At 73.1% G+C, this 24,626-nt stretch carries 22 protein-coding genes; 17 read left to right on the top strand and 5 right to left on the bottom strand.

Features of this window, described 5'->3' with window-relative positions; genetic code table 11:
- The first annotated feature begins 12 nt into the window (after positions 1 to 12).
- Positions 13 to 510 (top strand): DUF1990 family protein, encoded by a 498-nt coding sequence (locus ACTHLI_RS05085; protein ID WP_440181961.1) that lies wholly within the window; start codon positions 13 to 15, stop codon positions 508 to 510.
- A gap of 13 nt (positions 511 to 523) precedes the next feature.
- On the opposite strand, the gene ACTHLI_RS05080 is transcribed toward ACTHLI_RS05085, so the two are convergent.
- The gene (locus tag ACTHLI_RS05080) at positions 524 to 1,192 is read right to left on the bottom strand and encodes an HAD family hydrolase (protein ID WP_440181959.1); all 669 of its coding nucleotides are present in this window, start codon (positions 1,190 to 1,192) and stop codon (positions 524 to 526) included.
- A gap of 33 nt (positions 1,193 to 1,225) precedes the next feature.
- Between ACTHLI_RS05080 and hemW the strand changes: the two genes are divergently transcribed.
- Positions 1,226 to 2,467, top strand: coding sequence for a radical SAM family heme chaperone HemW (hemW, locus tag ACTHLI_RS05075; protein ID WP_440181957.1), 1,242 nt, complete (start codon positions 1,226 to 1,228; stop codon positions 2,465 to 2,467).
- Here hemW and ACTHLI_RS05070 read toward each other — a convergent pair.
- The 3 genes from ACTHLI_RS05070 to ACTHLI_RS05060 form a co-directional block, all read right to left on the bottom strand.
- On the bottom strand, positions 2,457 to 2,846 hold the full coding sequence (locus ACTHLI_RS05070; RefSeq protein WP_440181956.1) for a DUF4870 domain-containing protein: 390 nt from the start codon (positions 2,844 to 2,846) through the stop codon (positions 2,457 to 2,459). The two genes, hemW and ACTHLI_RS05070, sit on opposite strands and share 11 nt — an antisense overlap.
- 66 nt (positions 2,847 to 2,912) lie before the next feature.
- A complete protein-coding gene (locus ACTHLI_RS05065; protein WP_440181954.1) occupies positions 2,913 to 3,278 on the bottom strand; it encodes a DUF4870 domain-containing protein in 366 nt (121 codons plus the stop codon).
- Between the two features lie 34 nt (positions 3,279 to 3,312).
- Complete coding sequence (locus tag ACTHLI_RS05060) at positions 3,313 to 3,729, bottom strand: DUF4870 domain-containing protein (protein WP_440181953.1); 417 nt, start codon at positions 3,727 to 3,729, stop codon at positions 3,313 to 3,315.
- A 150-nt stretch (positions 3,730 to 3,879) separates the two neighbouring features.
- Here ACTHLI_RS05060 and hrcA point away from each other — a divergent pair, with 150 nt between their 5' ends.
- From hrcA to ACTHLI_RS05045, 3 genes are all read left to right on the top strand, one after another.
- Entirely contained in the window at positions 3,880 to 4,914 is a 1,035-nt protein-coding gene (gene hrcA, locus ACTHLI_RS05055; RefSeq protein ID WP_440181952.1) for a heat-inducible transcriptional repressor HrcA, read from the top strand.
- A gap of 66 nt (positions 4,915 to 4,980) precedes the next feature.
- Complete coding sequence (gene dnaJ, locus ACTHLI_RS05050) at positions 4,981 to 6,072, top strand: molecular chaperone DnaJ (RefSeq protein ID WP_440181950.1); 1,092 nt, start codon at positions 4,981 to 4,983, stop codon at positions 6,070 to 6,072.
- Positions 6,073 to 6,196: 124 nt separating this feature from the next.
- Positions 6,197 to 6,919, top strand: a complete 723-nt coding sequence (locus ACTHLI_RS05045) for a 16S rRNA (uracil(1498)-N(3))-methyltransferase (RefSeq protein WP_440181948.1) — start codon at positions 6,197 to 6,199, stop codon at positions 6,917 to 6,919.
- Between the two features lie 40 nt (positions 6,920 to 6,959).
- On the opposite strand, the gene argG is transcribed toward ACTHLI_RS05045, so the two are convergent.
- Positions 6,960 to 8,375 carry an argininosuccinate synthase gene (gene argG, locus ACTHLI_RS05040; RefSeq protein WP_440181947.1) on the bottom strand — a complete coding sequence of 472 codons (1,416 nt, stop codon included), beginning with the start codon at positions 8,373 to 8,375 and terminating at the stop codon, positions 6,960 to 6,962.
- A 94-nt stretch (positions 8,376 to 8,469) separates the two neighbouring features.
- Between argG and ACTHLI_RS05035 the strand changes: the two genes are divergently transcribed.
- The 12 genes from ACTHLI_RS05035 to ACTHLI_RS04980 all read left to right on the top strand — a co-directional run bounded on the left by ACTHLI_RS05035 (position 8,470) and on the right by ACTHLI_RS04980 (position 24,533).
- A complete protein-coding gene (locus ACTHLI_RS05035; RefSeq protein ID WP_440181946.1) occupies positions 8,470 to 8,865 on the top strand; it encodes an HIT domain-containing protein in 396 nt (131 codons plus the stop codon).
- A gap of 89 nt (positions 8,866 to 8,954) precedes the next feature.
- Positions 8,955 to 10,034 (top strand): PhoH family protein, encoded by a 1,080-nt coding sequence (locus tag ACTHLI_RS05030; RefSeq protein ID WP_440181970.1) that lies wholly within the window; start codon positions 8,955 to 8,957, stop codon positions 10,032 to 10,034.
- Entirely contained in the window at positions 10,031 to 10,501 is a 471-nt protein-coding gene (ybeY, locus tag ACTHLI_RS05025) for an rRNA maturation RNase YbeY (RefSeq protein ID WP_440181945.1), read from the top strand. Before ACTHLI_RS05030 ends, ybeY begins: the two co-directional genes overlap by 4 nt.
- A complete protein-coding gene (locus tag ACTHLI_RS05020; RefSeq protein WP_440181944.1) occupies positions 10,498 to 11,799 on the top strand; it encodes a hemolysin family protein in 1,302 nt (433 codons plus the stop codon). Before ybeY ends, ACTHLI_RS05020 begins: the two co-directional genes overlap by 4 nt.
- A complete protein-coding gene (era, locus tag ACTHLI_RS05015; protein WP_440181943.1) occupies positions 11,796 to 12,686 on the top strand; it encodes a GTPase Era in 891 nt (296 codons plus the stop codon). Before ACTHLI_RS05020 ends, era begins: the two co-directional genes overlap by 4 nt.
- 335 nt (positions 12,687 to 13,021) lie before the next feature.
- The gene (locus tag ACTHLI_RS05010; protein WP_440181942.1) at positions 13,022 to 14,482 is read left to right on the top strand and encodes an HNH endonuclease signature motif containing protein; all 1,461 of its coding nucleotides are present in this window, start codon (positions 13,022 to 13,024) and stop codon (positions 14,480 to 14,482) included.
- A gap of 210 nt (positions 14,483 to 14,692) precedes the next feature.
- On the top strand, positions 14,693 to 15,937 hold the full coding sequence (locus ACTHLI_RS05005) for a sensor histidine kinase (protein WP_440181941.1): 1,245 nt from the start codon (positions 14,693 to 14,695) through the stop codon (positions 15,935 to 15,937).
- Positions 15,930 to 16,568 carry a response regulator transcription factor gene (locus tag ACTHLI_RS05000; RefSeq protein ID WP_440181940.1) on the top strand — a complete coding sequence of 213 codons (639 nt, stop codon included), beginning with the start codon at positions 15,930 to 15,932 and terminating at the stop codon, positions 16,566 to 16,568. The genes ACTHLI_RS05005 and ACTHLI_RS05000 overlap by 8 nt, the downstream gene beginning before the upstream one ends.
- A 143-nt stretch (positions 16,569 to 16,711) precedes the next feature.
- Positions 16,712 to 18,010: an alpha/beta hydrolase gene (locus ACTHLI_RS04995; RefSeq protein WP_440181938.1), complete on the top strand. Its 1,299-nt coding sequence runs from the start codon at positions 16,712 to 16,714 to the stop codon at positions 18,008 to 18,010.
- Positions 18,007 to 20,595, top strand: coding sequence for a bifunctional lysylphosphatidylglycerol flippase/synthetase MprF (locus ACTHLI_RS04990; protein ID WP_440181937.1), 2,589 nt, complete (start codon positions 18,007 to 18,009; stop codon positions 20,593 to 20,595). Before ACTHLI_RS04995 ends, ACTHLI_RS04990 begins: the two co-directional genes overlap by 4 nt.
- Positions 20,596 to 20,742: 147 nt before the next feature.
- A complete protein-coding gene (locus ACTHLI_RS04985; RefSeq protein ID WP_440181935.1) occupies positions 20,743 to 22,041 on the top strand; it encodes an alpha/beta hydrolase in 1,299 nt (432 codons plus the stop codon).
- On the top strand, positions 22,038 to 24,533 hold the full coding sequence (locus ACTHLI_RS04980) for a bifunctional lysylphosphatidylglycerol flippase/synthetase MprF (protein ID WP_440181933.1): 2,496 nt from the start codon (positions 22,038 to 22,040) through the stop codon (positions 24,531 to 24,533). The genes ACTHLI_RS04985 and ACTHLI_RS04980 overlap by 4 nt, the downstream gene beginning before the upstream one ends.
- The last annotated feature ends 93 nt before the right edge of the window (positions 24,534 to 24,626 follow it).

The following is a 24,626-nucleotide window of genomic DNA, read 5'->3' as shown; positions in this document are numbered from 1 at the left end:
GGCGGCGGGACCATGCGCCGGTTCACCTTCGGATTCCTGCCCGGCAGCGCCCTCGGGGACGCCACGCCGCGCGGCTACCGCCGGCTGCACCGGGAGGCCGTGATCGGCACCGCCGCGCGCTTCGACTCGGCGGCCGATGCGGTGCTCGACTGGGCGGTCCAGCGCCGCAGCGGGATCCGGGTGCTCGCGGACAGCGGGGACGATGCCCCGCGGGTGTCCGAGGGGCTGGAGGGCGCGGTGCTCGTGCCCGTGCTCGGCCGGGCCGTGCGCGCCCCGTTCCGGGTGACGCGCGTGGTGCAGGAACCGGATCGCGTGGGCTTCGCCTACGGCACGCTGCCCGGGCATCCGGAGGTGGGGGAGGAGGCCTTCCTCGTGCGGCGGGAAGGCCTCGAGACGGTCTTCGAGCTGCGCGCGCTGTCCCGCCCGGCGTTCCCGTACTCGCTGGCGGCGCCGGTCGGCGCGGCGCTCCAGGAGCGCTTCACCGAGCGCTACCTCCGCGCGCTGCTCTGAACCGGCCGCCCGGTCAGAGGCGCTCGAGGGCGTCGAGCAGGCTGGGCAGGCCCTCGACCAGGTCCGGCACGACCACGCGCGCGGAGGTCGCCTCGAGCGCGTCCTGTTCGTAGGCGCCCGTGGCGACCGCGAGGAACGGGAATCCGACGGCGTCCGCGGCCTCGCCGTCCGCCGGGGTGTCGCCGAGGATCACCGCGGTCGCACCGGCGAGCGCGTCGTGCGCGGCGCGCGTGAGGTCGCTGCGCCGCAGGTGGCGGTCCCCGAAGAACGACCGGTCCCAGTCGAACGCGTCGACGTCGACCCCCGCGCCCACCAGCTTCACCCGCGCCCGGTGGCGGGAGTTGCCGGTGAGCAGCCCGTTCGCCCAGCCGGCGGCGGCGATCGCGCGCACCGCCGCATCGACACCGGGCGTCGCCTGCCGCCTCGCCGCGTCGGTCAGGTAGGCGTCGGAGAGCTCGTCCATCCGCGCCGAGACCGCGTCGAAGAGCGCGGGATCGCCGCCCCAGCGCTCGAGCCGCTCGGTGAGGATCTGGCCGTCGGTCTTGCCGTGCTCGACGGCGTGCGCCTCGCCGGGCGCCGGGCCGACGCCCGCCACCTCCCGGATCGCGTCGTGGTAGAACGACCCCGCCTTCGCGGAGTTCGTGAGGATCGTCCCGTCGATGTCCCAGAGCACGATGCGCATCGCCCCAGTCTTCCGGACCCGCAGAATGGGCTGATGCCCAGTGCGCTCCCGCTCGCCGACCCGGCCCCCGCCGACGGACGGCTGCCGGGCTCCGTGGCGGATGGCGCCGAGCAGCGCGCGTTCGGGGTGTACGTGCACGTGCCGTTCTGCCGCGTCCGCTGCGGGTACTGCGACTTCAACACGTACACCGCGGACGAGCTGCGGGGCGCGCGCCGAGGCGACTTCGCGGGGCAGGCGGAGGAGGAGGTCGCCCTCGCGGCCCGGGTGCTCGCCGCCGCCGAGCTGCCGCAGCGCCCCGCGAGCACGGTGTTCTTCGGCGGAGGGACCCCGACCCTCCTGCCGCCCGAGGACCTCGCGACGCTGCTCGCGGCCGTTCGCGACCGCTTCGGTCTCGCCCCGGACGCCGAGGTGACGACGGAGGCGAACCCGGATTCGGTCGACGCCGCCGGGCTCGCCGCGCTCGCCGCTGCGGGGTTCACGCGCGTCTCGTTCGGCATGCAGTCCGCCGTGCCGGAGGTGCTGCGCGTGCTCGACCGGACCCACGATCCCGAGCGGGTTCCGCTCGTCGTCGGCTGGGCCCGAGACGCTGGGCTCGACGTGAGCCTCGACCTGATCTACGGCGCACCGGGGGAGACCCTCGACGACTGGCGGCGCAGCCTCGACGCGGCGCTCGCCCTCGAGCCGGACCACCTCTCGGCCTACGCGCTCATCGTCGAGGAGGGGACCGCGCTCGCCCGCCGCATCCGTGTGGGCGAGCTCCCCGCGCCCGACGACGACCTGCAGGCCGACATGTACGAGCTCGCGGACGACCGCCTCGCGGCGGCGGGCTACCACTGGTACGAGGTGAGCAACTGGGCGCGGCGGCCGTCCGCGCGCTCCCGGCACAACCTCGCCTACTGGACCGGTGAGGACTGGTGGGGGATCGGCCCCGGCGCGCACAGCCACGTCGGGGGCGTCCGCTGGTGGAACGTCAAGCACCCGGCCGCGTACGCGCAGCGCCTCGCGGCTGGCACCTCGCCCGCAGCCGGACGGGAGACCCTCGACGACGCGACGCGCGCGCTCGAGCGGGTGCTGCTCGAGACGCGACTCGCGGCGGGGCTGCCGGTGGACCGGCTGGAGCCGGAGGGGAGGCGCGCCGTCGCCGGGCTCATCGCCGACGGGCTGGTCGAACCGGCCGCCGCCTTCGCGGGCCGCGTCGTGCTCACCCGATCCGGGCGGCTGCTCGCCGACGCCGTGGTGCGCCGGCTGCTCCCCTCCGGGCCCGCTACCGGATGAAGCGGATGCTGAGCGGGTACTCGTACCGCTCGCCCCGGCCCGCCGCCACCGCGGCGATGATCGAGAACACGATCACCACGACGTAGATCGCGGCCGTGATGAGGAACCCGATCAGCACGAACCAGAGGAAGAACGCGATCACGGCGGCGATGAACATCGTGATCTGGAAGTTCAGCGTCGTCTTCGCGTGCTCGGCGACGAAGGCGCTGCGGTCCTTGAGCACGAGCAGGATGATCAACGGCCCGAGCCAGCCGATGAAGCCGGCGCCGACGACGATGCCGACCAGTGCGCTGATGTGCGTGAGGACCGCCCACGTGCGCTCGTCGCTCGGGCTCAGCGGCCTGGGCGGCACGACCGCCGCGGGGGGTTCGTTCGTCATCGGGTGCTCCTTCGTCGGATGCGGGTGCGGGCGGTCGCCTGACGGCGCCTCCCGCACCCGGATCCGCTACTTGATGAACGGGATGGTCAGCGGGTACCGGTACACCTCGCCGCGGTTCGCCGCCACGGCGGCGAGGATCGAGAACACGATGCTCAGCACCCAGACCAGCGGGTAGGTGAGGAATCCGATCAGGACGAACATCAGGATGCCCGACGCGATGTACCCGATCAGCACCGTCAGCTGGAAGTTCAGCGCGTTCTTGGCGTTCTCGCCGACGAACGAGCTGCGGTCCTTCAGCAGCAGGTAGCCGAGCAGCGGCGCGATGAAGCCGATGATGATGCCGCCCACGTGGATGAGCGTCGCCCACAACCGCTCGTCGCTCGGGCTGAGCGGCTGCGCGGGGACGTAGGCGGGAGGCTGGTTGCTGGTCATGATGATCTCCTTGTCAGAGGGGCGGATGGCCCGGTCACGGGACGAGCCGGAGCGCGATGGGGTAGCGGAAGGTGCCGCCGCCGTTGACCCGCACCGCGGCCATGATCGAGAGCACGACGACGATCACCCAGACGGCGAACTGCGCGAACCCGATCAGGAAGCCGAGGAGCAGGAGGACGATGTCGAGCCCGGTCGGCAGCGCGCCGTAGAGGGCGCCGAGGATGCGGCCGACGAGGAAGAGCGCGACCCAGACGATGGTCGCCGTGATCACGAAGTTGAGCGCCTCCCTGGCCTCCTCGCGCACCCTCGCGCTGCGCGGCCCGAGGATGAGCAGGATCAGCAGCGACGGCAGGAAGCCGACGATGTTGCCGACGTGGGCGAGGGTCGACCACAGGCGCTCGTCTCCGGGCGAGAGCGGCTGGCCCACCCCGCCGGGCTGGGACTGCGTCATCGCGGGTGCTCCTGACCTCTCGGGGTGCATACGTCGCGCCGTCGACCGACGCTCAGGATATCGACAGGCCCGTGTGCAACGCCAGACCCACGGGAGACGCGCAGTAGAATTGGCAGTCCGGCCGAGCGAGTGCCAGATGGAGGAGGTGCGATGGTCTCGGAACGCGGCCTCGACGTCCTGCGGGCGATCGTGCAGGACTACGTGGCCTCCCGTGAACCCGTGGGGTCCAAGACGATCGTCGACCGTTACGCCTTCGGCGTGTCCGCGGCGACGATCCGCAACGACATGGCCGCGCTGGAGGAGGACGGCCTGATCGCCGCGCCGCACACCTCCTCCGGCCGCGTGCCGACGGACAAGGGCTACCGGATGTTCGTGGACCACCTGGCGGAGGTCCGCGCCCTGTCGCCGGCGCAGCGTGTCGCCATCCAGACCTTCCTCGAGGAGGGGGCCGACCTCGACGACGTGCTCGCGAGGACCGTGCGGATGCTCGCGCAGCTGACCAACCAGGTCGCACTCGTCCAGGTGCCCGTCGTCCCCAGGTCCTACGTCCGGCACGTCGAACTCGTGTCCCTGTCTCCGAGCCGCATGCTCGTGGTGCTGATCACGGACGCCGGCCGCGTCGACCAGCGGGTCGTCGAGCTCGCGCAGGGCGAGCGGGAACGGCTCGACGAGGTCGAGCTGGCGGAGCTCCGTGCGCGGATCAACGCGACCCTGGTCGGCAAGCTGCTCACCGACGTGGGCCCGACCCTGGAGGCGCTCGCCGAGCAGCTGCAGGTCGCGCAGCGCGCGGTGCTGGAGCGGGTGGCCTCGGCGCTCGCTGCGACCGTCGACGACCGCAGGCAGGACCGGCTCCTCCTCGCGGGCACCGCGAACCTCGCGCGGACCGAGCGCGACTTCCCCGGCAGCATCCTCCCCGTGCTCGAGGCGATCGAGGAGCAGGTCGTCATGCTGCGGCTGTTCCGCGAGATGGAGCTCGACGAGCGCGGCGTCTCGATCTCGATCGGGCGCGAGAACCCGCTCGTGGGCCTCGCGGAGACCTCGATCCTCGCGGGCGGCTACCGTTCGTCGGCCGGCGAGCTGGCCAGGATCGGCGTGCTCGGCCCGACGCGCATGGACTACTCGCAGAACATCGCCGCCGTGCGGGCCGTCGCCCGCTACCTGTCGAAGCTCCTCGGCGAGGAATGACCCACCCGGCCGCCAGGCGGCCACGACGTGTCGCCGCGACGGGTCGCGGTGACGAGGAGGGCCCACGTGGCTGACCACTACGAAGTGCTGGGCGTCGCCCGCGACGCCTCGGCCGACGAGATCAAGAAGGCGTACCGGCGGCTCGCCCGCCAGCTCCACCCCGACGTGAACCCGGGCCCGGAGGCCTCCGAGCGGTTCAAGGACGTGACGCACGCCTACGACGTGCTCTCCGATCCGCGGCAGCGGCAGGAGTACGACATGGGCGGCTCGCAGGGCGCCCAGTCGTTCGGGTTCGGGGACATCTTCGAATCGTTCTTCGGCGGCGGGATGCGCACCGGAGGGCCGAAGTCCAGGCAGGAGCGCGGGCAGGACGCCCTGCTCCGGGTCGAGATCGACCTCGAGGACGTCGTCTTCGGCACCCACCGGGACCTCGAGATCGACACCGCGGTGCTCTGCGACGTCTGCCACGGCGCCTGCACGCAGCCCGGCACCTCCGTCGCGACCTGCGACATCTGCCACGGCACCGGCCAGATCCAGCGCGCCGTCCGCTCGCTGCTCGGCAACGTGATGACCTCCACCCCCTGCACGGTGTGCCGCGGGTACGGCACGGTGATCCCGTACCCGTGCACCAACTGCGCCGGCCAGGGCCGGGTGCGCGCGCGCACGACCATCCCGGTCGACATCCCCGGCGGTGTCGAGACGGGGCTGCGCCTCCAGCTGGCGGGGATGGGCGAGGTCGGGCAGGCGGGCGGCCCCTCCGGCGACCTGTACCTCGAGATCAAGGTGCGCCATCACGACGTCTTCAGCCGTGCGGGCGACGACCTGCTCGCGACGCTGGAGGTGCAGATGACCGACGCGGTGCTGGGGACGACCGCGACGCTCGAGGGCCTCGACGGCCCGGTCGAGGTCGAGGTGAAGCCCGGCGTGCAGAGCGCCGAGGTCATCACCGTGCCCGCGCGCGGCATCACGCGGCTGCGCGGATCCGGCCGCGGCGACCTCCGCATCGGGGTGCAGGTGGTGACCCCCACGAAGCTCGACGCGAAGGCGACCGAGCTCGTGCGGCAGCTGGCCGGTCGCACCAAGCAGAAGCCGCCGCAGTTCGCGCACTTCCAGCAGGGCCTGTTCGCGAAGCTCCGCGACCGCTTCCTCGGCGTCTGATGACCATCTCCCGCCGCCCCGCTGGTCGAGCTGCGAGCGCAGCGGCCGGCGGGTCCACCCCGCGTCGGGTGAGTTCCGCTGGTCGAGGTGCGAGCGCAGCGAGCCTCGAGACCACCCCGCGCTGATGGCGCACTTCTACCTCGCATCGGCGCTCGACGCCGAGCACGCCGAGCTGACGGGCGAGGAGGCGCGGCACGCCGCGCAGGTCGCCAGGCTCCGCGTCGGCGAGCGGCTCTTCGTCGGTGACGGCGCCGGTCGGATCGCCGAGGCGGAGGCGATCGAGGTCGCACGCGACCGCGTCGCGCTCCGCGTGCTGGCGCTGCGCCAGGAGCCGGAACCCTTCCCGCGCATCGTGCTGGCGCAGGCCCTCGCCAAGGGCGGGCGCGACGAGGCCGCGATCCAGGCCGCGACGGAGCTCGGCGCCGCCGCCGTGATCCCGTGGCAGGCGGCACGCAGCGTCACGCGCTGGGCGGGCGCGAAGGTGGACGGCGGCGTCGCCCGCTGGTCCGCGATCGTGCGGGAGGCCGGGAAGCAGTCGATGCGGCCGTGGGCTGCGGAGGTGCGGCCGCTCGCGTCGACCGCCGACCTCGCCTCCCTCGCCGGGCGCACGAGGATGCTGCTGCTGGAGCCCGAGGCCGACACGCGCCTCGTCGACGTGGACGTCGCACCCGGACTCGAGCTCGTGCTGGTCGTCGGACCCGAGGGCGGCATCGCACCGGAGGAGCTCGAGCGCCTCTCCGGCGCGGGCGCGCTCCCCGTGCGGCTCGGGCCGCACGTGCTCCGCACGTCCACCGCGGGCCCCGCGGCGATCGCCGCGCTCGCCCCGAAGCTCGACCTCTGGCCCTGACCAGACGCCACGCGCGCGGGCGACGGACGCACCGCCCGGGTCAGTCCGTGCCGGACTCCATGGCGGCCGCGTCGAGCGCGTCCTCCGCGCTGTCGTCGTGACCGGAGGAGGCGATGCTCGCCGCCCGTCCCGCCTCGAGCTCGCCGACCAGCGCGTGCACGGTACCCCCGAACACCCCGAGCCCGTCGAAGTACTCGAGCTTCGCGCGAGAGTCCGCCAGGTCGAGGTTCCGCATCGTGAGCTGCCCGATCCGGTCGTTCGGGTCGAACGCGGCGTCCTCCGTGCGTTCCATCGACAACCGTTCCGGCTGGTAGGTCGCGTTCGGCGAGACGGTGTTCATGATCGTCCAGTCGTTGCCGCGCCGGAGACGCAGCGTGACCTCGCCCGTGATCGGCGCCCCGACCCAGCGCTGCAGCGACTGGCGGATCATCAGGGACTGCGGCTCGAGCCAGCGGCCCTCGTACAGCAGCCGACCGAGGCGGCGTCCGTCCGTCATGTAGGCGGCGAGCACGTCCTCGTTGTGGATGGCCGAGACGAGCCGCTCGTAGACGATGAACAGCAGCGCCATGCCCGGGGCCTCGTAGATGCCGCGGCTCTTCGCCTCGATGATCCGGTTCTCGATCTGGTCGGTCATCCCGAGCCCGTGCCGGCCGCCGATCGCGTTCACCGCCTCGACGAGGGCGACCGGGTCGTCGTACCGCTTCCCGTTCACGGAGACGGGACGACCGCGCTCGAACCCGACCGTCACGTCCTCCGGCTCGATCGCGACGTTCGGATCCCAGGCCTTCACGCCCATGATCGGCTCCACGAGCTCGATGGAGCTGTCGAGCTCCTCGAGCTTCTTCGCCTCGTGCGTCGCGCCCCAGATGTTCGCGTCCGTCGAGTACGCCTTCTCCGCGGAGGCGCGGTAGGGGAGCCCGCGCTCGGTCAGCCACGCCGACATCTCCGCCCGGCCGCCGAGCTCCTCGACGAACCGGCGATCGAGCCACGGCTTGTAGATGCGCAGGTCGGGGTTCGCGAGCAGGCCGTACCGGTAGAAGCGCTCGATGTCGTTGCCCTTGAAGGTCGAGCCGTCGCCCCAGATGGCGACGCCGTCCTCCTCCATGGCCTTCACGAGCATCGTGCCGGTCACCGCGCGGCCGAGCGGCGTCGTGTTGAAGTACGGCGTGCCGCCGGAGCGGATGTGGAAGGCGCCGCAGGCGAGCGCCGCGAACCCCTCCTCGACGAGCGCCGTTCGGCAGTCCACGAGCCGGGCGCCCTCCGCGCCGTACTCCTTGGCGCGCCCCGGCACCGACGGCAGGTCGGGCTCGTCGTACTGACCGAGGTTCGCGGTGTAGGCGAACGGGACGGCGCCGTGCTCGCGCATCCAGGCGACCGCGACGGAGGTGTCGAGCCCTCCGGAGAACGCGATGCCGACGCGCTTGCCGACGGGGAGGTCCGAGAGGATCTTCGACACGACCGTCGAAACTACCGTTCCGCGGCCCGCCCTCGCTCGCGCGCCCCTCGCGGGCTCTCCGGAGCGTCGGCGCGGCGACGTAGACTCCTCGGCCATGACGGAGCGCGTCGGCACGGAGCCCTCGGTGTTCACGCGCATCCTGCGCGGGGAGATCCCGAGCGAGATCGTGCTGCAGACCGACGACGTGTTCGTCATCCGCGACATCGCACCGCAGGCGCCGATCCACCTGCTCGTCATCCCGAAGACGGACGAGCATCCCGACGTCGTGTCGCTCGCGGCCCACGACCCGCGGCTCCTCGCGCACATGGTCGAGGTCGCGAACGTCGCCGCCGCCCAGGCGGGCGCGACCGACTTCCGCCTCATCTTCAACACCGGGGCGGGCGCCGGCCAGACCGTCTTCCACGTCCACGCGCATGTCCTCGCCTCGCAGGCCGTCCCGCTCGGGGAGCGGACGATGGCGGGCGGCATGCCCGCGGGAGAGGGCGCGTGACGGACGCCGACGACCTGCGCCCGACCGCGGGCCGGACCTCCTCCTCCGTGACCCGCCGCTACCCGGCCGCGGCGTCCGAGACGCGCACGATGTCCGTGGACGGCATCGCGATGGTGCGCCTCCTCGGCCCGCAGGACCGGTTGCTCGGGCAGATCGAGCACCAGTTCCCGCTGGTCGAGGTGCTCGTGCGCGGCAACGAGATCACGCTCGACGGCGAGCCCGGGCAGGTCGCCGCGGCCCAGCGCCTCATCGAGGAGCTCCTGCAGATGGTCCGCAACGGCCACGAGCTCGCGCCCGTCGACGTCGACTCGTCCGCGCGGATCCTCGAGGGCGACCGCGACTCGCATCCCTCCGAGCTGCTGGGGCAGGCGATCCTCACCGCGCGCGGGCGCGCGATCCGCCCGAAGACGCTCGGTCAGAAGGCCTACGTCGAGGCCATCGACCACAACACGATCACCTTCGGCATCGGGCCGGCCGGCACGGGCAAGACGTACCTCGCGATGGCGAAGGCCGTGCAGGCCCTCACCCGCAAGCAGGTCAACCGCATCATCCTGACGCGGCCGGCCGTGGAGGCGGGCGAGCGGCTCGGGTACCTGCCCGGCACGCTGACGGACAAGATCGACCCGTACCTCCGCCCGCTCTACGACGCGCTGAACGAGATGATGGATCCGGAGCTCGTCCCGAAGCTCATGGCGACCTCCACGATCGAGGTGGCACCGCTCGCATACATGCGCGGCCGCACGCTCAACGACTCCTTCGTGGTGCTCGACGAGGCCCAGAACACCACGCCGGAGCAGATGAAGATGTTCCTCACACGGCTCGGGTTCAACTCGAAGATGGTCGTCACGGGCGACATCACCCAGGTCGACCTGCCCGGCAACGTCTCCGGCCTCCGCACCGTGCAGCGCATCGTGACGGGCATCGAGGACATCCACTTCTCGATGCTCGGCAGCGAGGACGTCGTGCGGCACTCGCTCGTCGGCCGCATCGTCGACGCGTACAGCCGGTACGACGAGGAGCGGCTCGCGCTCGCGGCCGCGCGGCGCAGCGAGCGGATCGAGCGGGACGGCGCGGAGGCGGGCCCCTCCCGTCCTCCCACGGACTTCCGTCCTCCGCAGAACCGGGCGGAGCGGCGAGCGCAGGACCGCGGCGACGGGCGGCACCGATGAGCGTCGAGCTGAACAACGAGTCGGGGATCCCCGTCGACGAGGCCGCGATCCAGCGGCTCGTGACCTTCGGTCTCGACCTCCTGCACGTCCACCCGGACGCGGACGTCGCCATCCTGTTCGTCGACGAGGCGGCGATGGAGCAGCTGCACGTGCAGTGGATGGACGAGCCCGGGCCGACCGACGTGCTCAGCTCCCCGATGGACGAGCTGCGGCCGGGCACCGCCGACGCACCGACCCCCGCGGGCCTGCTCGGCGACATCGTGGTGTGCCCCCAGGTCGCGGAGGCGCAGGCGAAGACGGCCGGCCACTCCGTCCTCGACGAGATCAAGCTGCTCACCGCGCACGGCCTGCTCCATCTGCTCGGCTTCGATCACGCCGAGCCCGAGGACGAGCGCGAGATGTTCGGGGTGCAGCGCGACATCCTGGTCGGCTTCGCGGTGCAGGAGAAGCAGCAGAAGCGGGTATGACCGCCCTCCTCCTCGTCGCCGCCCTCGTGCTCGTCGCGATCGGCGGCCTCCTCGCCGCGTGCGACGCCGCGATGGTCACGCTGTCGCGGGCGGAGCTGCAGGAGACCGCGATCCGCGCCCGGTTCCGCGTCTCGCTGCTCGCGATCGCCGCCGACACCGGGGCGCACATCAACGCGGTGAACTTCCTCCGGGTGCTCGCGGAGACGAGCGCCGCGGTGCTCGTCACGCTCGCGTTCGCGGGGATCGTCGCGAACCCGTGGCTCGTGCTCCTGATCGCGGCGGTGATCATGACCGGCGTGTCGTTCGTGCTGGTCGGCGCGAGCCCCAGGAGCGTCGGTCGGACCCACCCTCGGGTGCTGCTGCGGGTCACCGCCCCGCTCGTGCACCTGTCCCGCGTGATCCTCGGGCCGCTCGCCAACCTGCTCGTGTGGCTCGGCAACCGGGTGACGCCCGGTCGCGCCCGCGCCGCCTCCACGTTCACGTCGGAGGAGCAGCTGCTCAGCATGGTCGACGAGGCGACCGAGCTCGACGTGCTCGAGCAGGACGACCGCGAGCTGATCCACTCGATCTTCGAGTGGGGCGACACCGCGGTGCGCGAGGTCATGGTGCCGCGCACCGACATGGTGACGATCGAGGCCACGGCGAAGCCGGAGAAGGCGATGCGGCTGCTCCTCGACCGAGCCCTCTCCCGGGTGCCGGTGCGGGCCAAGGACGCGGACGACATCGTCGGCGTGCTGCACCTCCGGGACGTGGCCCGGGTGCTCACCGAGCACCCGAAGAAGGGACCGAAGGCGCCGACGGCCGCCGAGCTGGCGCGGCCGGTGCTGTTCGTGCCCGACTCGAAGAAGGCCGACGAGACCCTGCGGCAGATGCAGCAGGCGTCGAACCATCTCGCGATGGTGGTCGACGAGTACGGCGGCATCGCGGGCCTCGTCACGCTCGAGGACCTGATCGAGGAGCTCGTCGGCGACATCACCGACGAGTCCGACCGCGAGGCGCCGGAAGCGGTCGAGCTCGGGGAGCGCACGTGGCTCGTCCCGGCGCGGATGCAGCTGGACGAGCTCTCCGACCTGGTCGGCATCGCGATCGAGGACGAGGACGTCGACTCCGTCGGCGGCCTGCTGACCAAGCATCTCGACCGGCTGCCGATGCTCGGCGACCGGGTGGAGGTCGACGGGCTCCGGCTGACCGCGGATTTCATCGAGGGGCGTCGGCGCGGGCTGAGCCGCGTGCGCGTCGAACGGATCGCTGCGAACGACGAGCAGTCGGAGGAGGACGCGAAGGTGCTGGGAGCATGAGCGATGCGGGGTTCCGGTCGGGGTTCCTGACCTTCGTCGGACGTCCGAACGTGGGCAAGTCGACGCTGATGAACGCCCTGGTGGGCGAGAAGGTCGCGATCACCTCGCCGAAGCCGCAGACGACGCGGCGCGCGATCCGCGGGATCGTCAACCGTCCAGAGGGGCAGCTCGTGGTGGTGGACACCCCCGGCATGCATCGACCGAGGACCCTGCTCGGCGAGCGGCTCAACGACGTGGTGGCCACCACGCTGTCCGACGTCGACGTGGTCGGCTTCTGCGTGCCGGCGGGCGAGCCGATCGGTCCAGGCGACCGCTTCCTCCACGGTCGCCTCGACGAGGCGCCCAGGGCGAAGCGGATCGCGATCGTCACGAAGATCGACGCGGTGCCGAGGGACCGGGTCGGGGACCAGCTGCTCGCGGTGAGCCGGTTGGGGGAGTGGGACAGCATCATCCCGGTGTCCGCGCAGGACGGCATCCAGCTCGACGTGCTGGCGCAGGAGGCGCTCCGGCTGATGCCCGAGGGGCCGGCGCTGTACCCCGCGGAGGCGGTCACCGACGAGACGCTCGAGCAGCGCGTCTCGGAGCTGATCCGTGAAGCCGCACTCGCGGGTGCGCGCGAGGAGCTGCCGCACTCGCTCGCGGTCACGATCGACGACATCGAGGAGGAGGACGGGCTCACCCGGATCTTCGCCAACGTCTGGGTGGAGCGCGACAGCCAGCGGATCATCATGATCGGCCGGAAGGGTGCCCGTCTGAAGGAGGTCGGTTCCGCGGCCCGAGCGCAGATCGAGCCGCTCGTCGGCACGAAGGTGTTCCTCTCCCTCCACGTGAAGGTCGCGAAGGAATGGCAGCGCGACCCGAAGCAGCTCGGCCGCCTCGGCTTCTGACCCGCGCCCCCGCCCGATGGTCGAGGTGCGAGCCTCGAGGCCATCGCGCCTGTCGCGGGTGTCGGGGTGATCTCGAGGCTCGCTGGCGCTCGCACCTCGATCACCGGGTGGGCGACGTGCGGGCGGTGTGCGCCTTGCGCCGGTCGTCGTGTCGAGTGATTCCGATGGTCGAGGTGCGAGCGCAGCGAGCCTCGAGGCCATCTCGGAGCCCGTCCCCGACCGCCGTCGTACCCCCGTGCGAGACTTCTCGACCGCGTTCCGTGGTATGCCGAAACACCGCCACGATCAGCATGTTCTCAGCCCGGGACGCGCGTCGTTCGGGTAGTATCGAAGGCGTGTTCGGAGGTCCGGAGTTCGACGGTGGGGCAGTGCTCGACGCACTCGTCCCCGACCCGAGGCCCGGCTGGCTCGGTCCACTGCGATGGGAGTTCGACGAGCGCGGCGATCTGGTCCCGCGGCCGCTGTGGGCGCTGGCCGACGGCGAGGTCGCGGTCGTCGAGGACGCGACGCCGGAGGAGTCCCGGGAGGCCTGGCAGGCCGCCGCCGAGTGGACGCAGGACGAGCTCGACGACATCGAGACCTGCGTCCGGGTGCAGCACGTGCGCCAGTCGCGCGCCCTGCTGCTCGCGTACCGGACCTCCCTCCGGGACGCCGCGGTGCGGTTCGGTGCGGCGGAGGGGCGCCGCGACTCGCGAGCGGCGCGACTGTTCTTCCGGCAGACCGCGTTGCAGCTGGGGATGCGTCCCGGCCAGGTGTCGCATCGCATCGACGCGATCGAGACGCTGCAGATCTCGCTGCCGCGCATCTGGCGCGAGTACGTCTCGTGGGGCGCGTCCTGGCAGGCGGTCGACCTCGCCGTCCGGATGACCGACGGGCTGACCGCGGAGCAGCGCGACGCGTTCGACGAGCGGACCGCGCGTGTGGTCGGAACCACGCCGTTCGCGTCCCTGAAGAAGAAGCTCCGGAAGATCCGCGCGGATGTGCGGAAGGGGGACGCCGCCGAGGTGGCGAAGACCGTGCACGAGCGCCGCTCGCTGACAGTGGACCACGGGCTCGACGGCGAGGGATCGCTCACCGTCACCGGGCCGATCGTGGACATCGTCGCGATGGAGAGCGCGATCCGGCTCGGCGCCATCGCCGCCCACGGTGCCGAGGACGAGACGCGCACGCTCGGCCAGCTGCAGTACGACATCGCGCGGGACCTGATCCTCGAGGGCGCGAAGACGGCGGCCGACCCGTCCAGCACCACCGCGGCCGTGCCGGCTCGGAAGGGCGTCGTGCCGAAGGTCGTCGTGACCGTCCCGGTGCTCAGCCTGCTCGGGCACACCGACGAGCCGGCCAGGCTCGAGGGCTACGGTCCGATCGACCCCGAGTCCGCACGGCGGCTCGCCGCGGCCGCCCCCTCGTTCCACCGCCTCCTGACCCACCCGGTCACCGGCGTTCGGCTCGACCTCGACCGCACCACCTACGCGCCCCCCGCGGATCTGCGCCTGTGGGTGCAGCTGCGGGACGACGTCTGCCGGTTCCCCGGCTGCGAACGCCCGGCGCACTCGTGCGACATCGACCACGCGCAGGAATGGCATCAGCTCGGGGTCACGAAGGCGACGAACCTCGTGTCGCTGTGCCGAGACGATCACAACGGGAAGTCGGCGGGGCTCGTGGCCGAGCGCCTCCGCGAGGACGACGGCGTCGACTGGGAGACCCTGTGGGGCCGCATCCTCTCGGACCCGCCGCCCGACCCGTTCGACCCGGTTCCACCGGACCTGCTCGACGAGCTCGACGACTGCCCCTTCTAGCGCCGGGTCCGCCGGCGTGTCCGGATCGAGCGTCGATCCGCGTGCAGCGCTCGTGCGCCGCTGTCCGACCCGTGCCCCGAGCGCCCGGAGGCCCGGGTCGCTCCGAAGTGCACCGACGGCAGCGCCGCCGGGCTGATCGCGGTCATCCCGGAGGATGATTCGGGTGCCGATCCCGGGCGCGGCCGCGCTCCCTCGACCTAGCCTGACGCCGTGCAGGTTCCCCAGGTGCTCAGGGCCGCCGTCCTCGACGAGCGGGTCCGGTTCGGCTTCGCGTGCGTCGTCGCGTTCAGCTGGTACGTCGCCGGGATCCTGGGCGAGGCGGGGCAGAACGCGGCTCCGGCCGTGGTCATCGGTGTGCCGGCTGCGCTCGTCGTGATCTGGTGGCGGGTCCGTCCGACTCGAGCGCTGGTCCTGTCGGCGGTCGCCCTCCTGCTCGTCCCGATCATCGCGATGTCCTCCGGGCGGAGCGCGCTGATCCTCGCGTCGACGGGCTGGTTCGCGGTCCTCGGCGCCTCGGCCTCGTTCGACCGCCGTCTGCGCTGGGCGGGAGCGGGGCTGGCGGCCGCGGACGTGCTGGTGGTGCTGGTCGCGACGTTCGGCTACGGATCCGAGTTCCTCTTCGTGTTCGCCGCGTTCTCCATGGCGGTCGCGGTCGGGCTCGGCTGGCTGTGGCGACAGTCGCGGGTGTCGACCGCCCTCCGCGAGCGCCTCGAGGTCACGACCGCCCGCAGCGAAGCGGCCGAGCGGGACATCCTGCTCGAGCTGGAGCGGAACCGCATCGCCCGGGAGGTGCACGACGTGGTGGCGCATTCGCTCGCCGTCGTGATCGCGCAGGCGGACGGCGCGAGGTTCGCGGCGGAGGCGCGCCCCGAGTCCGTCGCTCCGGCCCTCGAGGCGATCTCGGACACCGCCCGGCGGGCGCTCGGCGAGGTCCGCACGATGCTGCACGACCTCCGCACCAGCGGGGAGGGCGCGGTCATCCCGGGCCCGGACGACCTCGCGGGGCTCGTGGAGGGGATCAGGGCGCTCGACGTGCACGTGGAGGACGCGACGTTCGGCGAGCCCGGACGGCTCGACGAGCGGAGCGGGCTCGCGCTGTACCGGATCGCGCAGGAGGCGCTGACGAACGCGATGCGGCACGGCGACCGGAGCGAGCCGGTCGGGTTCGAGCTCGACTGGGGAGCACGGGAGGTGGTGCTGGTCGTCACGAACGCGGTCCCGATGGACGCGGTGCCGGCGAGCGAGCGCGCCGGGCACGGGGTGACCGGCATGCTCGAGCGCGCCGCGGACGCCGACGGCGACTGCTCGGCGGGGATCGGCAGCAACGGCCGGTACCGCGTCCGGGTCGCGCTCCCCGTCGTGAGGGGCACCGGCTCCGAACCGGCCCCCGACGCCACGACGAGGACCGACTCGCTCGCCGAGCTGTTCGCGCCGCTGACCGTGCACCGTGCCTGAGGCGCCGATCCGGATCGTCGTCGTCGACGACCAGGCGCTGTTCCGGTCCGGCCTCCGGATGCTGCTCGACTCCCAGCCGGACCTCGACGTGGTCGGGGAGGCGGCGGACGGCCAGGCCGCGCTCGCCGAGGTGGCGCGCACCGATCCCGACGTGGTGCTCATGGACGTGCGGATGCCGGGGATGGACGGCGTCACCGCGACCGAGCACCTGGCCGCCCGGGGCGCGCGCCCGAAGGTCCTCGTGCTCACCACGTTCGATCTCGACGAGGGGGCGGCCCGCGCCCTCCGCGCGGGCGCCTCCGGGTTCGTGCTGAAGGACGCGAGACCGGAGTTCCTGCTCGCGGCGGTCCGCACGGTGCACGCGGGCGCCGCGGTCATCGCGCCGGCCGCGATCGGGCACCTCCTCGAGACGTTCGGCACCGGGCGGCCCCATCGCGACGACGCGCTGACCGTCCTGAGCCCTCGCGAGCGGGAGATCTACGATCTCGCCGGGCGCGGCCTCAGCAACGCCGAGATCGCGGCGCACGAGTACGTCAGCGAGGCGACCGTGAAGACCCATGTGTCGCGTGTGCTCGCGAAGCTGGGGCTCCGCGACCGGGTGCAGCTCGTGGTGCACTGGCACGGCGGCTGAGGCCGGTCCCGAGCCGGCGCCGAACGGGTACGCAGGGTGCGGACCGCGATGCGAGATCGTTGCGGTTCGCGCACACCGGGCGGCGCGGATCGCCCGCACCATTGGACGACGCCGCAAGCGGCGGGAGGAGAGGAAGACCGAGCATGCCGACCTGGCTCAGCGCGATGCCGATCGAGCAGCAAGCGGTGCTCGTCCCGGTGTACCTCGTCGCCGCGGCCCTGCTGGTCGTCCTCCTGGTGCCGCGCATCGGCACGGCCTGGCGGCTGCGCACGCGGATCGGCGTCATGGCCCTCGCGAGCGGCATCGGTGCGCTCGTCGGCTGGCTCGCGGTCTGGTGGACCGTGGACGTCCAGGACCTGTTCGGTGCGCCCGCCTCGGACGTGATCCGCGGGGCGGCGACCGCCGCCGGTGCGGGGCTGGGGCTCGCCGTGGTCAACCTGTTCGGCACCAGGTGGTGGCGCAAGGTGATCGCGGTGCTCGCCGTCCCGGCGCTCATCGCGGGCGCCGGGCTCATGATCAACCGGGACGTGGCGTACTACCCGCGCTTCGGGGACGTGTTCGGCATCACCGGGGTGAAGAACCTGGCGCTGAGCCAGGGGAGCGTCGCCGGGCGATCGCTCAGCTCGTGGCTGCCGCCCGCCGGGATGCCGAAGCAGGGCACGCTCGGGACGGCGGACATCCCCGGCACCGTGTCGGGGTGGCACGCCCGACCGGCGTGGATCTACCTCCCGCCGGCCGCGCAGGTGAAGCACCCGCCGAAGCTGCCCGTGGTCGTCGCGTTCTCCGGAGAGCCGGGTGGACCGTCCGACGTGTTCCTCGCGGGGAACATGCAGCAGCGGCTCGACGCCCTCGCCGCGAAGCACCGCGGGGTGGCGCCGATCGTCGTCGTGCCAGATCAGCTCGGCGCCTCGACGAAGAACCCGATGTGCGTGAACTCCAAGCTCGGGAACGTCGCCACGTACGTCACGGTCGACGTGCGCGACTGGATCCTCCAGCACCTGCCCGCTTCGACGGACCGGCGGGCGTGGACCGTAGCGGGCTTCTCGGAGGGGGCGACCTGCGCCGTGCAGTTCGTGAGCGCCGATCCGGCGATCTTCGGCTCGGCGATCGCCGTGTCCCCGGAGGTCGGTCCCCTCAACGGCTCGGTCGCGCACACGATCGCGGTCGGCTTCGGAGGGAGCAGGAAGCGCTACCTCGCCTCGATGCCCGTGGCGGTCATGCACCGCACGAAGCGCTATCCGGCCACCGCGATCGCCTACAGCGTCGGGCAGAACGACCGTCGGTACGGGAAGGACGCGGGCACGCTCGCTGCGGCGTCCCGCGCGGTCGGCATGCACGTCTCCTACCGGGTCCTGCCGAACCTCGCGCACAACTGGAACACCGGCGCCGCCGGCCTCGACTACGGCCTGCAGGTCCTCGCGTCCTGGTGGCGCCTGCCGTGAGCACCGGCGACGCTCCGGACCGGGGCGGGCGCCGCGGGATCGGTCGAGCCGGGGCGATGGCGGCCGCCACGGGCCGCTTCCTCCGGGCCCGCCCGGTGGCCGTATCGCTCGCGATCGTCACGCTGCTCGCGACCGTCGCGAGCGGCTCCGCCCTGATCGGCCCGAGCGCGGCCGTCCGGGCCGCGGCCGGGCTCGGGCCGGACGGGCTGTGGGCGCACGGCCGCGTCGCACCGCTCGTCACCAGCGTCCTCGTCGCTCAGGGGCTCGCCGAGCTCCTGCTCGTCCTCGCGACGCTGGTCCTGGTGGTCGGGACGGCCGAGCGGGTGCTCGGCCACGGCCGCACGCTCGTCGCGTGGCTCGCCACGGCCGTGGCCGGTGGCCTGGTCGGCACGGCGCTGCAGGAGGCGGGTCTGCTCGCGCGCGGGGTCTGGACCACCCCGCCGCTGACGCTGCGCGTCTTCCACCCGGAGACGCCGGTGCTCGGGGTGCTGCTCGCGGCCACCGCGTTCAGCGGTCCGCTCTGGCGGCGGCGGATCCGCTTCGGCGTGCTCGCGGCCCTGATCGTCCTGCTGCTCTACTCGGGCCAGCCCGAGGACCTCTACCACCTCCTCGGGGCGCTGAGCGGGCTCGCGCTCGGCGTCGCGTTCGGCAGGCGGCTGCCGCGGCTCGAGGTGCCCCGCACGTCCCACCAGGAGACCAGGGCGCTGCTGGCGACGGTCGTCGTCATCGGCGCGGTCGGCCCGCTCATCGCCGTCGTGCAGCCCGCCGGCTACGGCCTGCTCCGGCCGCTCGGGCGGCTGTTCCAGGATCCGCTCCCCATCGGCGACATCGTCCTCGACCGCTGCGAGCTCCGCTTCCCGGAGGCCCTGTGCGCGCGCGCCGCCACGGTGGCCCCGCTCCAGTGGTCGGGCACGGTCGCGCTCGCGCTGCTGCCGCTCGTCGTGCTGCTCGTCGCGGCGGTGGCGATCGAGCGCGGGCGCCGGATCGGCGCCTGGCTCGCGGTCGCCGTGAACGGCCTGCTCGCCGCGCTCGGCGCCGTCTACTACGGCCTGCTCCCGGCGCTCCGCGATCCCGATCGCCTCGTGCAGATGCGCGGCGACCTCACCCTGCAGTCGGCGCTCGCGGTCCTCGTGCCGCTCGGGGTCGCCGTCGCGGCCTTCGTGCTGCGCCGCAACTGCCCGGTGCTGCCGTCGCGTCGCGCGTTCAAGGTCGGCGTCGGCGCCGTCGTGGGCGTCACGGCCGCGCTCGTCGCGACGGACCTCATCGTCGGGGCGCTGGTGCCGGCCCAGTTCTTCCCGCGCGCGAACGTCCTCGTGCTCCTGCGGACCCTGCCCGAGCGGTTCGTGCCCGTCGGCTTCCTGCACGGCGGCGGCGGCCTGCTGCCGATCGGGCCGCTCGCGGCGCTGCTGCAGGGCTGGGTCGGTGCCGGGTCCTGGGCCGCCGTGCTCGCCGTGACCGTCGCCCTCGCGACGAGGGCGGGGAGCCCGGTGACGGGTCGCGAGCAGGCGCGCCTGCGCGAGCTCCTCCGGGTCGGCTCGATGGGCTCGGTCGCATGGATGACGACCTGGAGCGGCAACCGGACCTGGTTCAGCCAGGACGGCCGCCATGCGATCGCCTACCGGCAGGGCGCGGGCGTCGCGCTCACCCTCGGCGCGCCGGTCGGGGACCGGGAGGGGACCGCGGCCGCAGCGCACGAGTTCGCGCTGCACTGCGGCGACCGCGGGCTGGTGCCCGCGTTCTACACCGTCGATCCCGCGTTCCTCCGCGGCCTCCGCGAAACCGGCATGGCGTGGTCGTCGCTCGAGGTCGGCGACGACACCCTGATCGATCCCGAGGCGTTCACGCTGCGCGGCAAGCACTGGCAGGACATCCGGTCGTCGTTCAACCGCGCGGAGCGGGCCGGGATCCGGGCCGAGTGGACCGACTGGGCCTCCCTGCCGCTCGGGCAGCGGCGTCAGATCGAGGCGATCAGCGAGGAGTGGGTGGCCGACCGGCGCCTGCCCGAGCTCGGGTTCACCCTGGGTGCGCTGCCGGAGCTCCGCGACCGCGACGTGCGCCTGATGCTCGCGGTCGGTCCGGAGGACCGGGTCGAGGCGTTCACCTCCTGGCTCCCCACGTGGCGGGACGGCCGTCCCGTCGGCCTGACCCTCGATGTGATGCGCAGACGCGCCGGCTCGATGAACGGCGTGATGGAGTTCATCATCGCGTCGGTGGTCGGTCTCGCGCGGGAGCAGGGCCTCTCCTTCGTGAGCCTCTCGGTCGCGCCGCTCTCCGGGGCCGGCGGGGACGAGCCCGTGCAGCGGATGCTCGGCGGCGTCGCGCGGATGCTGGAGCCCGCGTACGGGTTCGCGTCCCTCGCGGCGTACAAGGAGAAGTTCAAGCCCGTGCACCGGCCGCAGCTGCTCGTGTTCCCGGACGCGGTCGCGCTGCCCGCCATCTCGCTCGCGATCGCGATGGCCTACCTGCCCGATCGATCGCTGCGGGCGCTCGCCCGCGCGATCGGCGCGATCCGGGCCGAGAGCGAGCCGGCCGCCGCTCCTCCCGCCCGCGACCGGGGAGCCGGCGCCGTCTCGGGTCGCGGTTGACCTGCTCGCCGACGGCGGCGTTCGCACCTGCGTGCACGCCACCTGACCGGCCTGCGCGCGCCGCCGCGTTCGCACGGTCGGGCCCGGATAGCGTTCCGTGGCCCTCCGTCGGGCTGGCCCGTCCCCGATGAGAAGGAGCTGCGCGCGGTGCAGAACTGGTTCAACGATCTGCCGATCGAGGCGACCCGGGTCCTCCTGCCCGTCTACCTCCTCGCCGCGGTCCTGCTGATCGTGCTCGCGACGCCCGTGATCGGGTGGCGCGGGCGGATGCGCTACCGGCTGGGGCGGCTCGGGCTGCTCGCCGGGATCGGTGCCCTCGCCGGCTGGCTGCTCGTGTACTGGGTCGTCGACGTGCAGGACGTCTTCGGTGCCCCCGCCTCCGATGTCATCCGGGGAGCCGCGACCGCGGGCGGCGCCGGGATCGGCATCACCGTCGGGAACCTGGTCCGCAGCCGCTGGTGGCGGAAGGTGCTCGCCGTCGTCGGCGTGCTCGTGTTCGCCGCCTCCGCGGGTCTGATGATCAACCGGGACGTCGCCTACTACCCGAAGCTCGGCGACGTGTACGGGGTGACCGGTGTCGGCTCGCTCGCGCTCGACCCGGTGCACGGCGATCGGCGGTCCCTCGCGAACTGGCGCCCGCCTGCGGACATGCCGTCGAGCGGCATCGTCAGCACCGCGCGGATCCCCGGCACGGTCTCGAAGTTCCAGGCCCGGGATGCGTGGATCTACCTGCCGCCGGCCGCGCGGGTGAAGAACCCGCCCCGACTCCCGGTCATGATCGCGTTCCCCGGGCAGCCCGGAGGTCCTTCGGACGTCTTCCTGGCCGGGAACATGCAGGCCCGGCTCGACGCGCTGGCAGCCAAGCACAAGGGCATCGCGCCGATCGTCGTCGTGCCCGACCAGCTCGGGTCGTACGACGCCAACCCGATGTGCCTCAACTCGCCGCTCGGGCAGGTCAAGACCTACGTGCTCGTCGACGTGCGCGACTGGGTGCTGCGCAACCTGCCGGTCTCGCCGTCGCGCACGGAGTGGTCGGTCGCGGGCTTCTCGGAGGGCGCGACCTGCGCCGTGCAGTTCGCGACCGAGGCCCCCGCCGTCTTCAGCTCGTTCGTCGCCGTGTCGCCCGAGCTCGGGCCGCTGAACAAGTCGGTGGCGCACACGATCAAGGTCGCGTTCAAGGGCAACCGGGCCGCCTACGAGGCGGCGCTCCCGATCACGGTGATGCGCAAGGTCAAGCACTACCGGGCGACCCGCGCGGTCTACAGCGTCGGCGCGCTCGACACCCGCTACGGCAAGGACGCCGGCGACCTCGCCGTGGTCTCGCGCGAGGTCGGCATGCGGGTCTCCTACCGCGTGCTGCCGGATCTCGCGCACAACTGGAACACGGGCGCCGCCGGGCTCGACTTCGGGCTGCAGCAGCTCGTGTCCTGGTGGAAGCTGCCGTGAGCGGTTGGGTACGGGACCGCGCCGTCGCCCTGACGCTCGCGGTGGTCACCCTGGTGGCCGCGGTGACCACCGGTTCGGCGCTGCGCGGCCCGGGGCCCGCGGTCCGGGCGCAGCTCGGGCTCGGCGTCGACGGGCTCGTGCACGGTCGCGTGCAGACGCTCGTGACGAGCGTCCTGCTCGCGGGGAGCGGCCCCGAGCTGCTGCTCGCGCTCGCCGCCATCGTGCTCGTCGTGGGGGCCTGCGAGCGCCTCATCGGGCACGGCCGGGTCCTGCTCGCGTGGATCGCGACCGCGGTGCTCGGGGGTGCCGCCGGCACGGTGCTGCAGGGCGCCGGCCTGCTCGCCCACGGGTTCTGGACGACGCCGCCCGCGACCCTGCTCGTGCTGCACCCGGAGACCCCGGTGCTGGGCGTGCTCCTCGTCACGAGCGCGTTCATGGGCCCGCTGTGGCGGCGCCGCATCCGCGTCGTCGGACTCGCCGCCCTCCTCGTGCTGCTCCTGTACTCCGGGCAGCCGGAGGACCTGGACCACCTCGCCGGTGCCGTCGTGGGCCTCCTGCTCGGCCTGCTGCTCACCAGGCGGCGAGCGCGCATCGAGTTCCTCCGCAGCTCCCACCACGAGACCAGAGGACTCCTCGCGGCGGTCGTCGCGGTCGCCGCGCTCGGGCCGGTCGTCGCGGTGCTGCAGCCGCGCGGGTACGGGCTGCTGCGTCCGCTCGGCCGGCTCTTCCGCGACACGCTCCCGCCCCAGGGCCGCATCCGCTCGTGCGCCGACGTGATCGGGACCGCGCAGTGCCTCAGAGGGGATCAGCTCGCGCACCTGAACGGGCCCGGCGCGCTGCTGCTGCCCGTCCTGCCGCTGCTCGTCCTGCTCGTCGCCGCGTTCGCGATCCAGCACGGGCGACAGGTCGGCATCTGGCTCGCAGCGGGGGTCAACGGCCTCCTGGCGCTGCTCGGCGCCGTCTACTACGGCCTGTACCCGGTCCTCGGCGACGCGGATCAGATCCAGGACCTCCGCGGCCAGGTGACCGTCCAGTCCGCGCTCGCGGTGCTCGTTCCCCTCTCGATCGCGGTCGCGGCGGTGCTGCTGCGGCGGCACTGCCCGGTGCTGCCGGAGCGCCGCGTCCTCGTGCTCGCCGCGACCGTGCTCGGGGCCGCCGTCGTCGCCGCGGGAGCGCTCTTCGTCGGGGTCGGGGTGCTGCTGCGCGGCCAGTTCAGCCCCGCGCCGACGCCGGCCGATCTGCTCGTCGAGCTCCCGCAGCGCTTCGTGCCCGTCGGGTTCCTCCGCTTCCGCCGCATCGACTTCGTGCCGATCGGGCCCGCCGCGCGGATCCTCGACGGATGGGTCGGCGTGCTGCCCTGGCTCGCCCTCCTGCTGGTCGCGGTCGCGCTCACCGGCAGCGTGCGTCGGACGACCGGGGTGGCGGCCGGGACGCGGCTGCGCGCCGTCCTCCGCGGCGGCGCGGGCGGCTCGCTCTCCTGGATGACCACCTGGCCCGGCAACCGCACCTGGTTCAGCGCCGACGGGCGGCACGCGATCGCCTATCGCGAGGGCTCCGGCGTCGCCCTCACCGTGGGCGAGCCGGCAGGCCCGGCGGACGGGCGCGAGGAGGCGGCGAGGGCGTTCGCCGTCGACTGCGACGACCGGGGGCTCATCCCCGCGTTCTACTCGGTCGGCCCCGACTTCGCTGACGCGCTCGGCGGGAGCGGCGCGGCCTGGGCCACGGTCGAGGTCGGCGAGGACACGGTCATCGATCCCGCGGCGTTCACGATGAAGGGCAAGCACTGGCAGGACGTGCGGTCCTCGTTCAACCGGGCCGACCGGGCCGGGATCCGGTCGGTGTGGACGGACTGGTCGTCGCTGCCGATCGGGCAGCGCACGCAGGTGGAGGCGATCAGCGAGGAGTGGGTCGCCGAGAAGCGGCTGCCGGAGCTCGGCTTCACCCTCGGCGGCATCGAGGAGCTCACCGACCCGGACGTGCACCTCATGCTCGCGGTCGGCCCCGGCGACCGGGTGGAGGCGGTGACCTCCTGGCTCCCCACGTGGGAGGAGGGTGAGCCCGCCGGGCTGACGCTCGACTTCATGCGCCGTCGTCCCGACTCGATGAACGGGGTCATGGAGTTCGTGATCGCCTCCGTCGTCGGCATCGCCCAGCAGCGCGGACTGCGCTTCGTCAGCCTCTCCGTCGCGCCGCTCGCGGGCGTCGGCGCCGATCAGGACGACCGCCTCCAGCGGCTCCTCGGCGGCATGGCGAACCTGCTCGAGCCGGCATACGGCTTCGCGTCCCTCGCCGCGTACAAGGAGAAGTTCAAGCCGGAGCACCGGCCCCAGGTGCTCGCGTACCCGGACGCCGTCGCCCTGCCTGCGATCGGCGTCGCCGTGGCCCGCGCCTATCTGCCCGACATCGGCCTGGCCGGGTTCGGTCGGGTGCTCGGGGCGCTCCGTCCCGAGGTGCCGGACGAGCGGAGGGCCGCCCGGGCGACGCAGCGCTGACCCGGCCCGCGGGCGCGAGTGGTACCGTGGCCGACGTGCTGACGGCGCTCCTCCTCCTTCGCTGCCGCGACGAGGCCTAACACTCCAGGCCCT

This window comes from Amnibacterium sp., from assembly GCF_051956055.1.
GTDB lineage: Bacteria > Actinomycetota > Actinomycetes > Actinomycetales > Microbacteriaceae > Amnibacterium.
The sequence above is the reverse complement of the archived record's forward strand: the minus strand, read 5'-3'. Positions and strand labels throughout refer to the sequence as shown.

Bases quoted from the DNA above. Each gene is read 5' to 3' on its own strand.
- ACTHLI_RS05035 (WP_440181946.1), top strand. From the start codon at position 8,470: ATGACGGAGCGCGTCGGCACGGAGCCCTCGGTGTTCACGCGCATCCTG.
- ACTHLI_RS05060 (WP_440181953.1), bottom strand. From the start codon at position 3,729: ATGACGCAGTCCCAGCCCGGCGGGGTGGGCCAGCCGCTCTCGCCCGGA.
- hemW (WP_440181957.1), top strand. From the start codon at position 1,226: ATGCCCAGTGCGCTCCCGCTCGCCGACCCGGCCCCCGCCGACGGACGG.
- era (WP_440181943.1), top strand. From the start codon at position 11,796: ATGAGCGATGCGGGGTTCCGGTCGGGGTTCCTGACCTTCGTCGGACGT.
- ACTHLI_RS05030 (WP_440181970.1), top strand. From the start codon at position 8,955: ATGTCCGTGGACGGCATCGCGATGGTGCGCCTCCTCGGCCCGCAGGAC.
- ACTHLI_RS05020 (WP_440181944.1), top strand. From the start codon at position 10,498: ATGACCGCCCTCCTCCTCGTCGCCGCCCTCGTGCTCGTCGCGATCGGC.
- ACTHLI_RS04995 (WP_440181938.1), top strand. From the start codon at position 16,712: ATGCCGACCTGGCTCAGCGCGATGCCGATCGAGCAGCAAGCGGTGCTC.
- ybeY (WP_440181945.1), top strand. From the start codon at position 10,031: ATGAGCGTCGAGCTGAACAACGAGTCGGGGATCCCCGTCGACGAGGCC.
- ACTHLI_RS05080 (WP_440181959.1), bottom strand. From the start codon at position 1,192: ATGCGCATCGTGCTCTGGGACATCGACGGGACGATCCTCACGAACTCC.
- ACTHLI_RS05070 (WP_440181956.1), bottom strand. From the start codon at position 2,846: ATGACGAACGAACCCCCCGCGGCGGTCGTGCCGCCCAGGCCGCTGAGC.
- ACTHLI_RS05045 (WP_440181948.1), top strand. From the start codon at position 6,197: ATGGCGCACTTCTACCTCGCATCGGCGCTCGACGCCGAGCACGCCGAG.
- hrcA (WP_440181952.1), top strand. From the start codon at position 3,880: ATGGTCTCGGAACGCGGCCTCGACGTCCTGCGGGCGATCGTGCAGGAC.
- ACTHLI_RS05085 (WP_440181961.1), top strand. From the start codon at position 13: ATGCGCCGGTTCACCTTCGGATTCCTGCCCGGCAGCGCCCTCGGGGAC.
- ACTHLI_RS05065 (WP_440181954.1), bottom strand. From the start codon at position 3,278: ATGACCAGCAACCAGCCTCCCGCCTACGTCCCCGCGCAGCCGCTCAGC.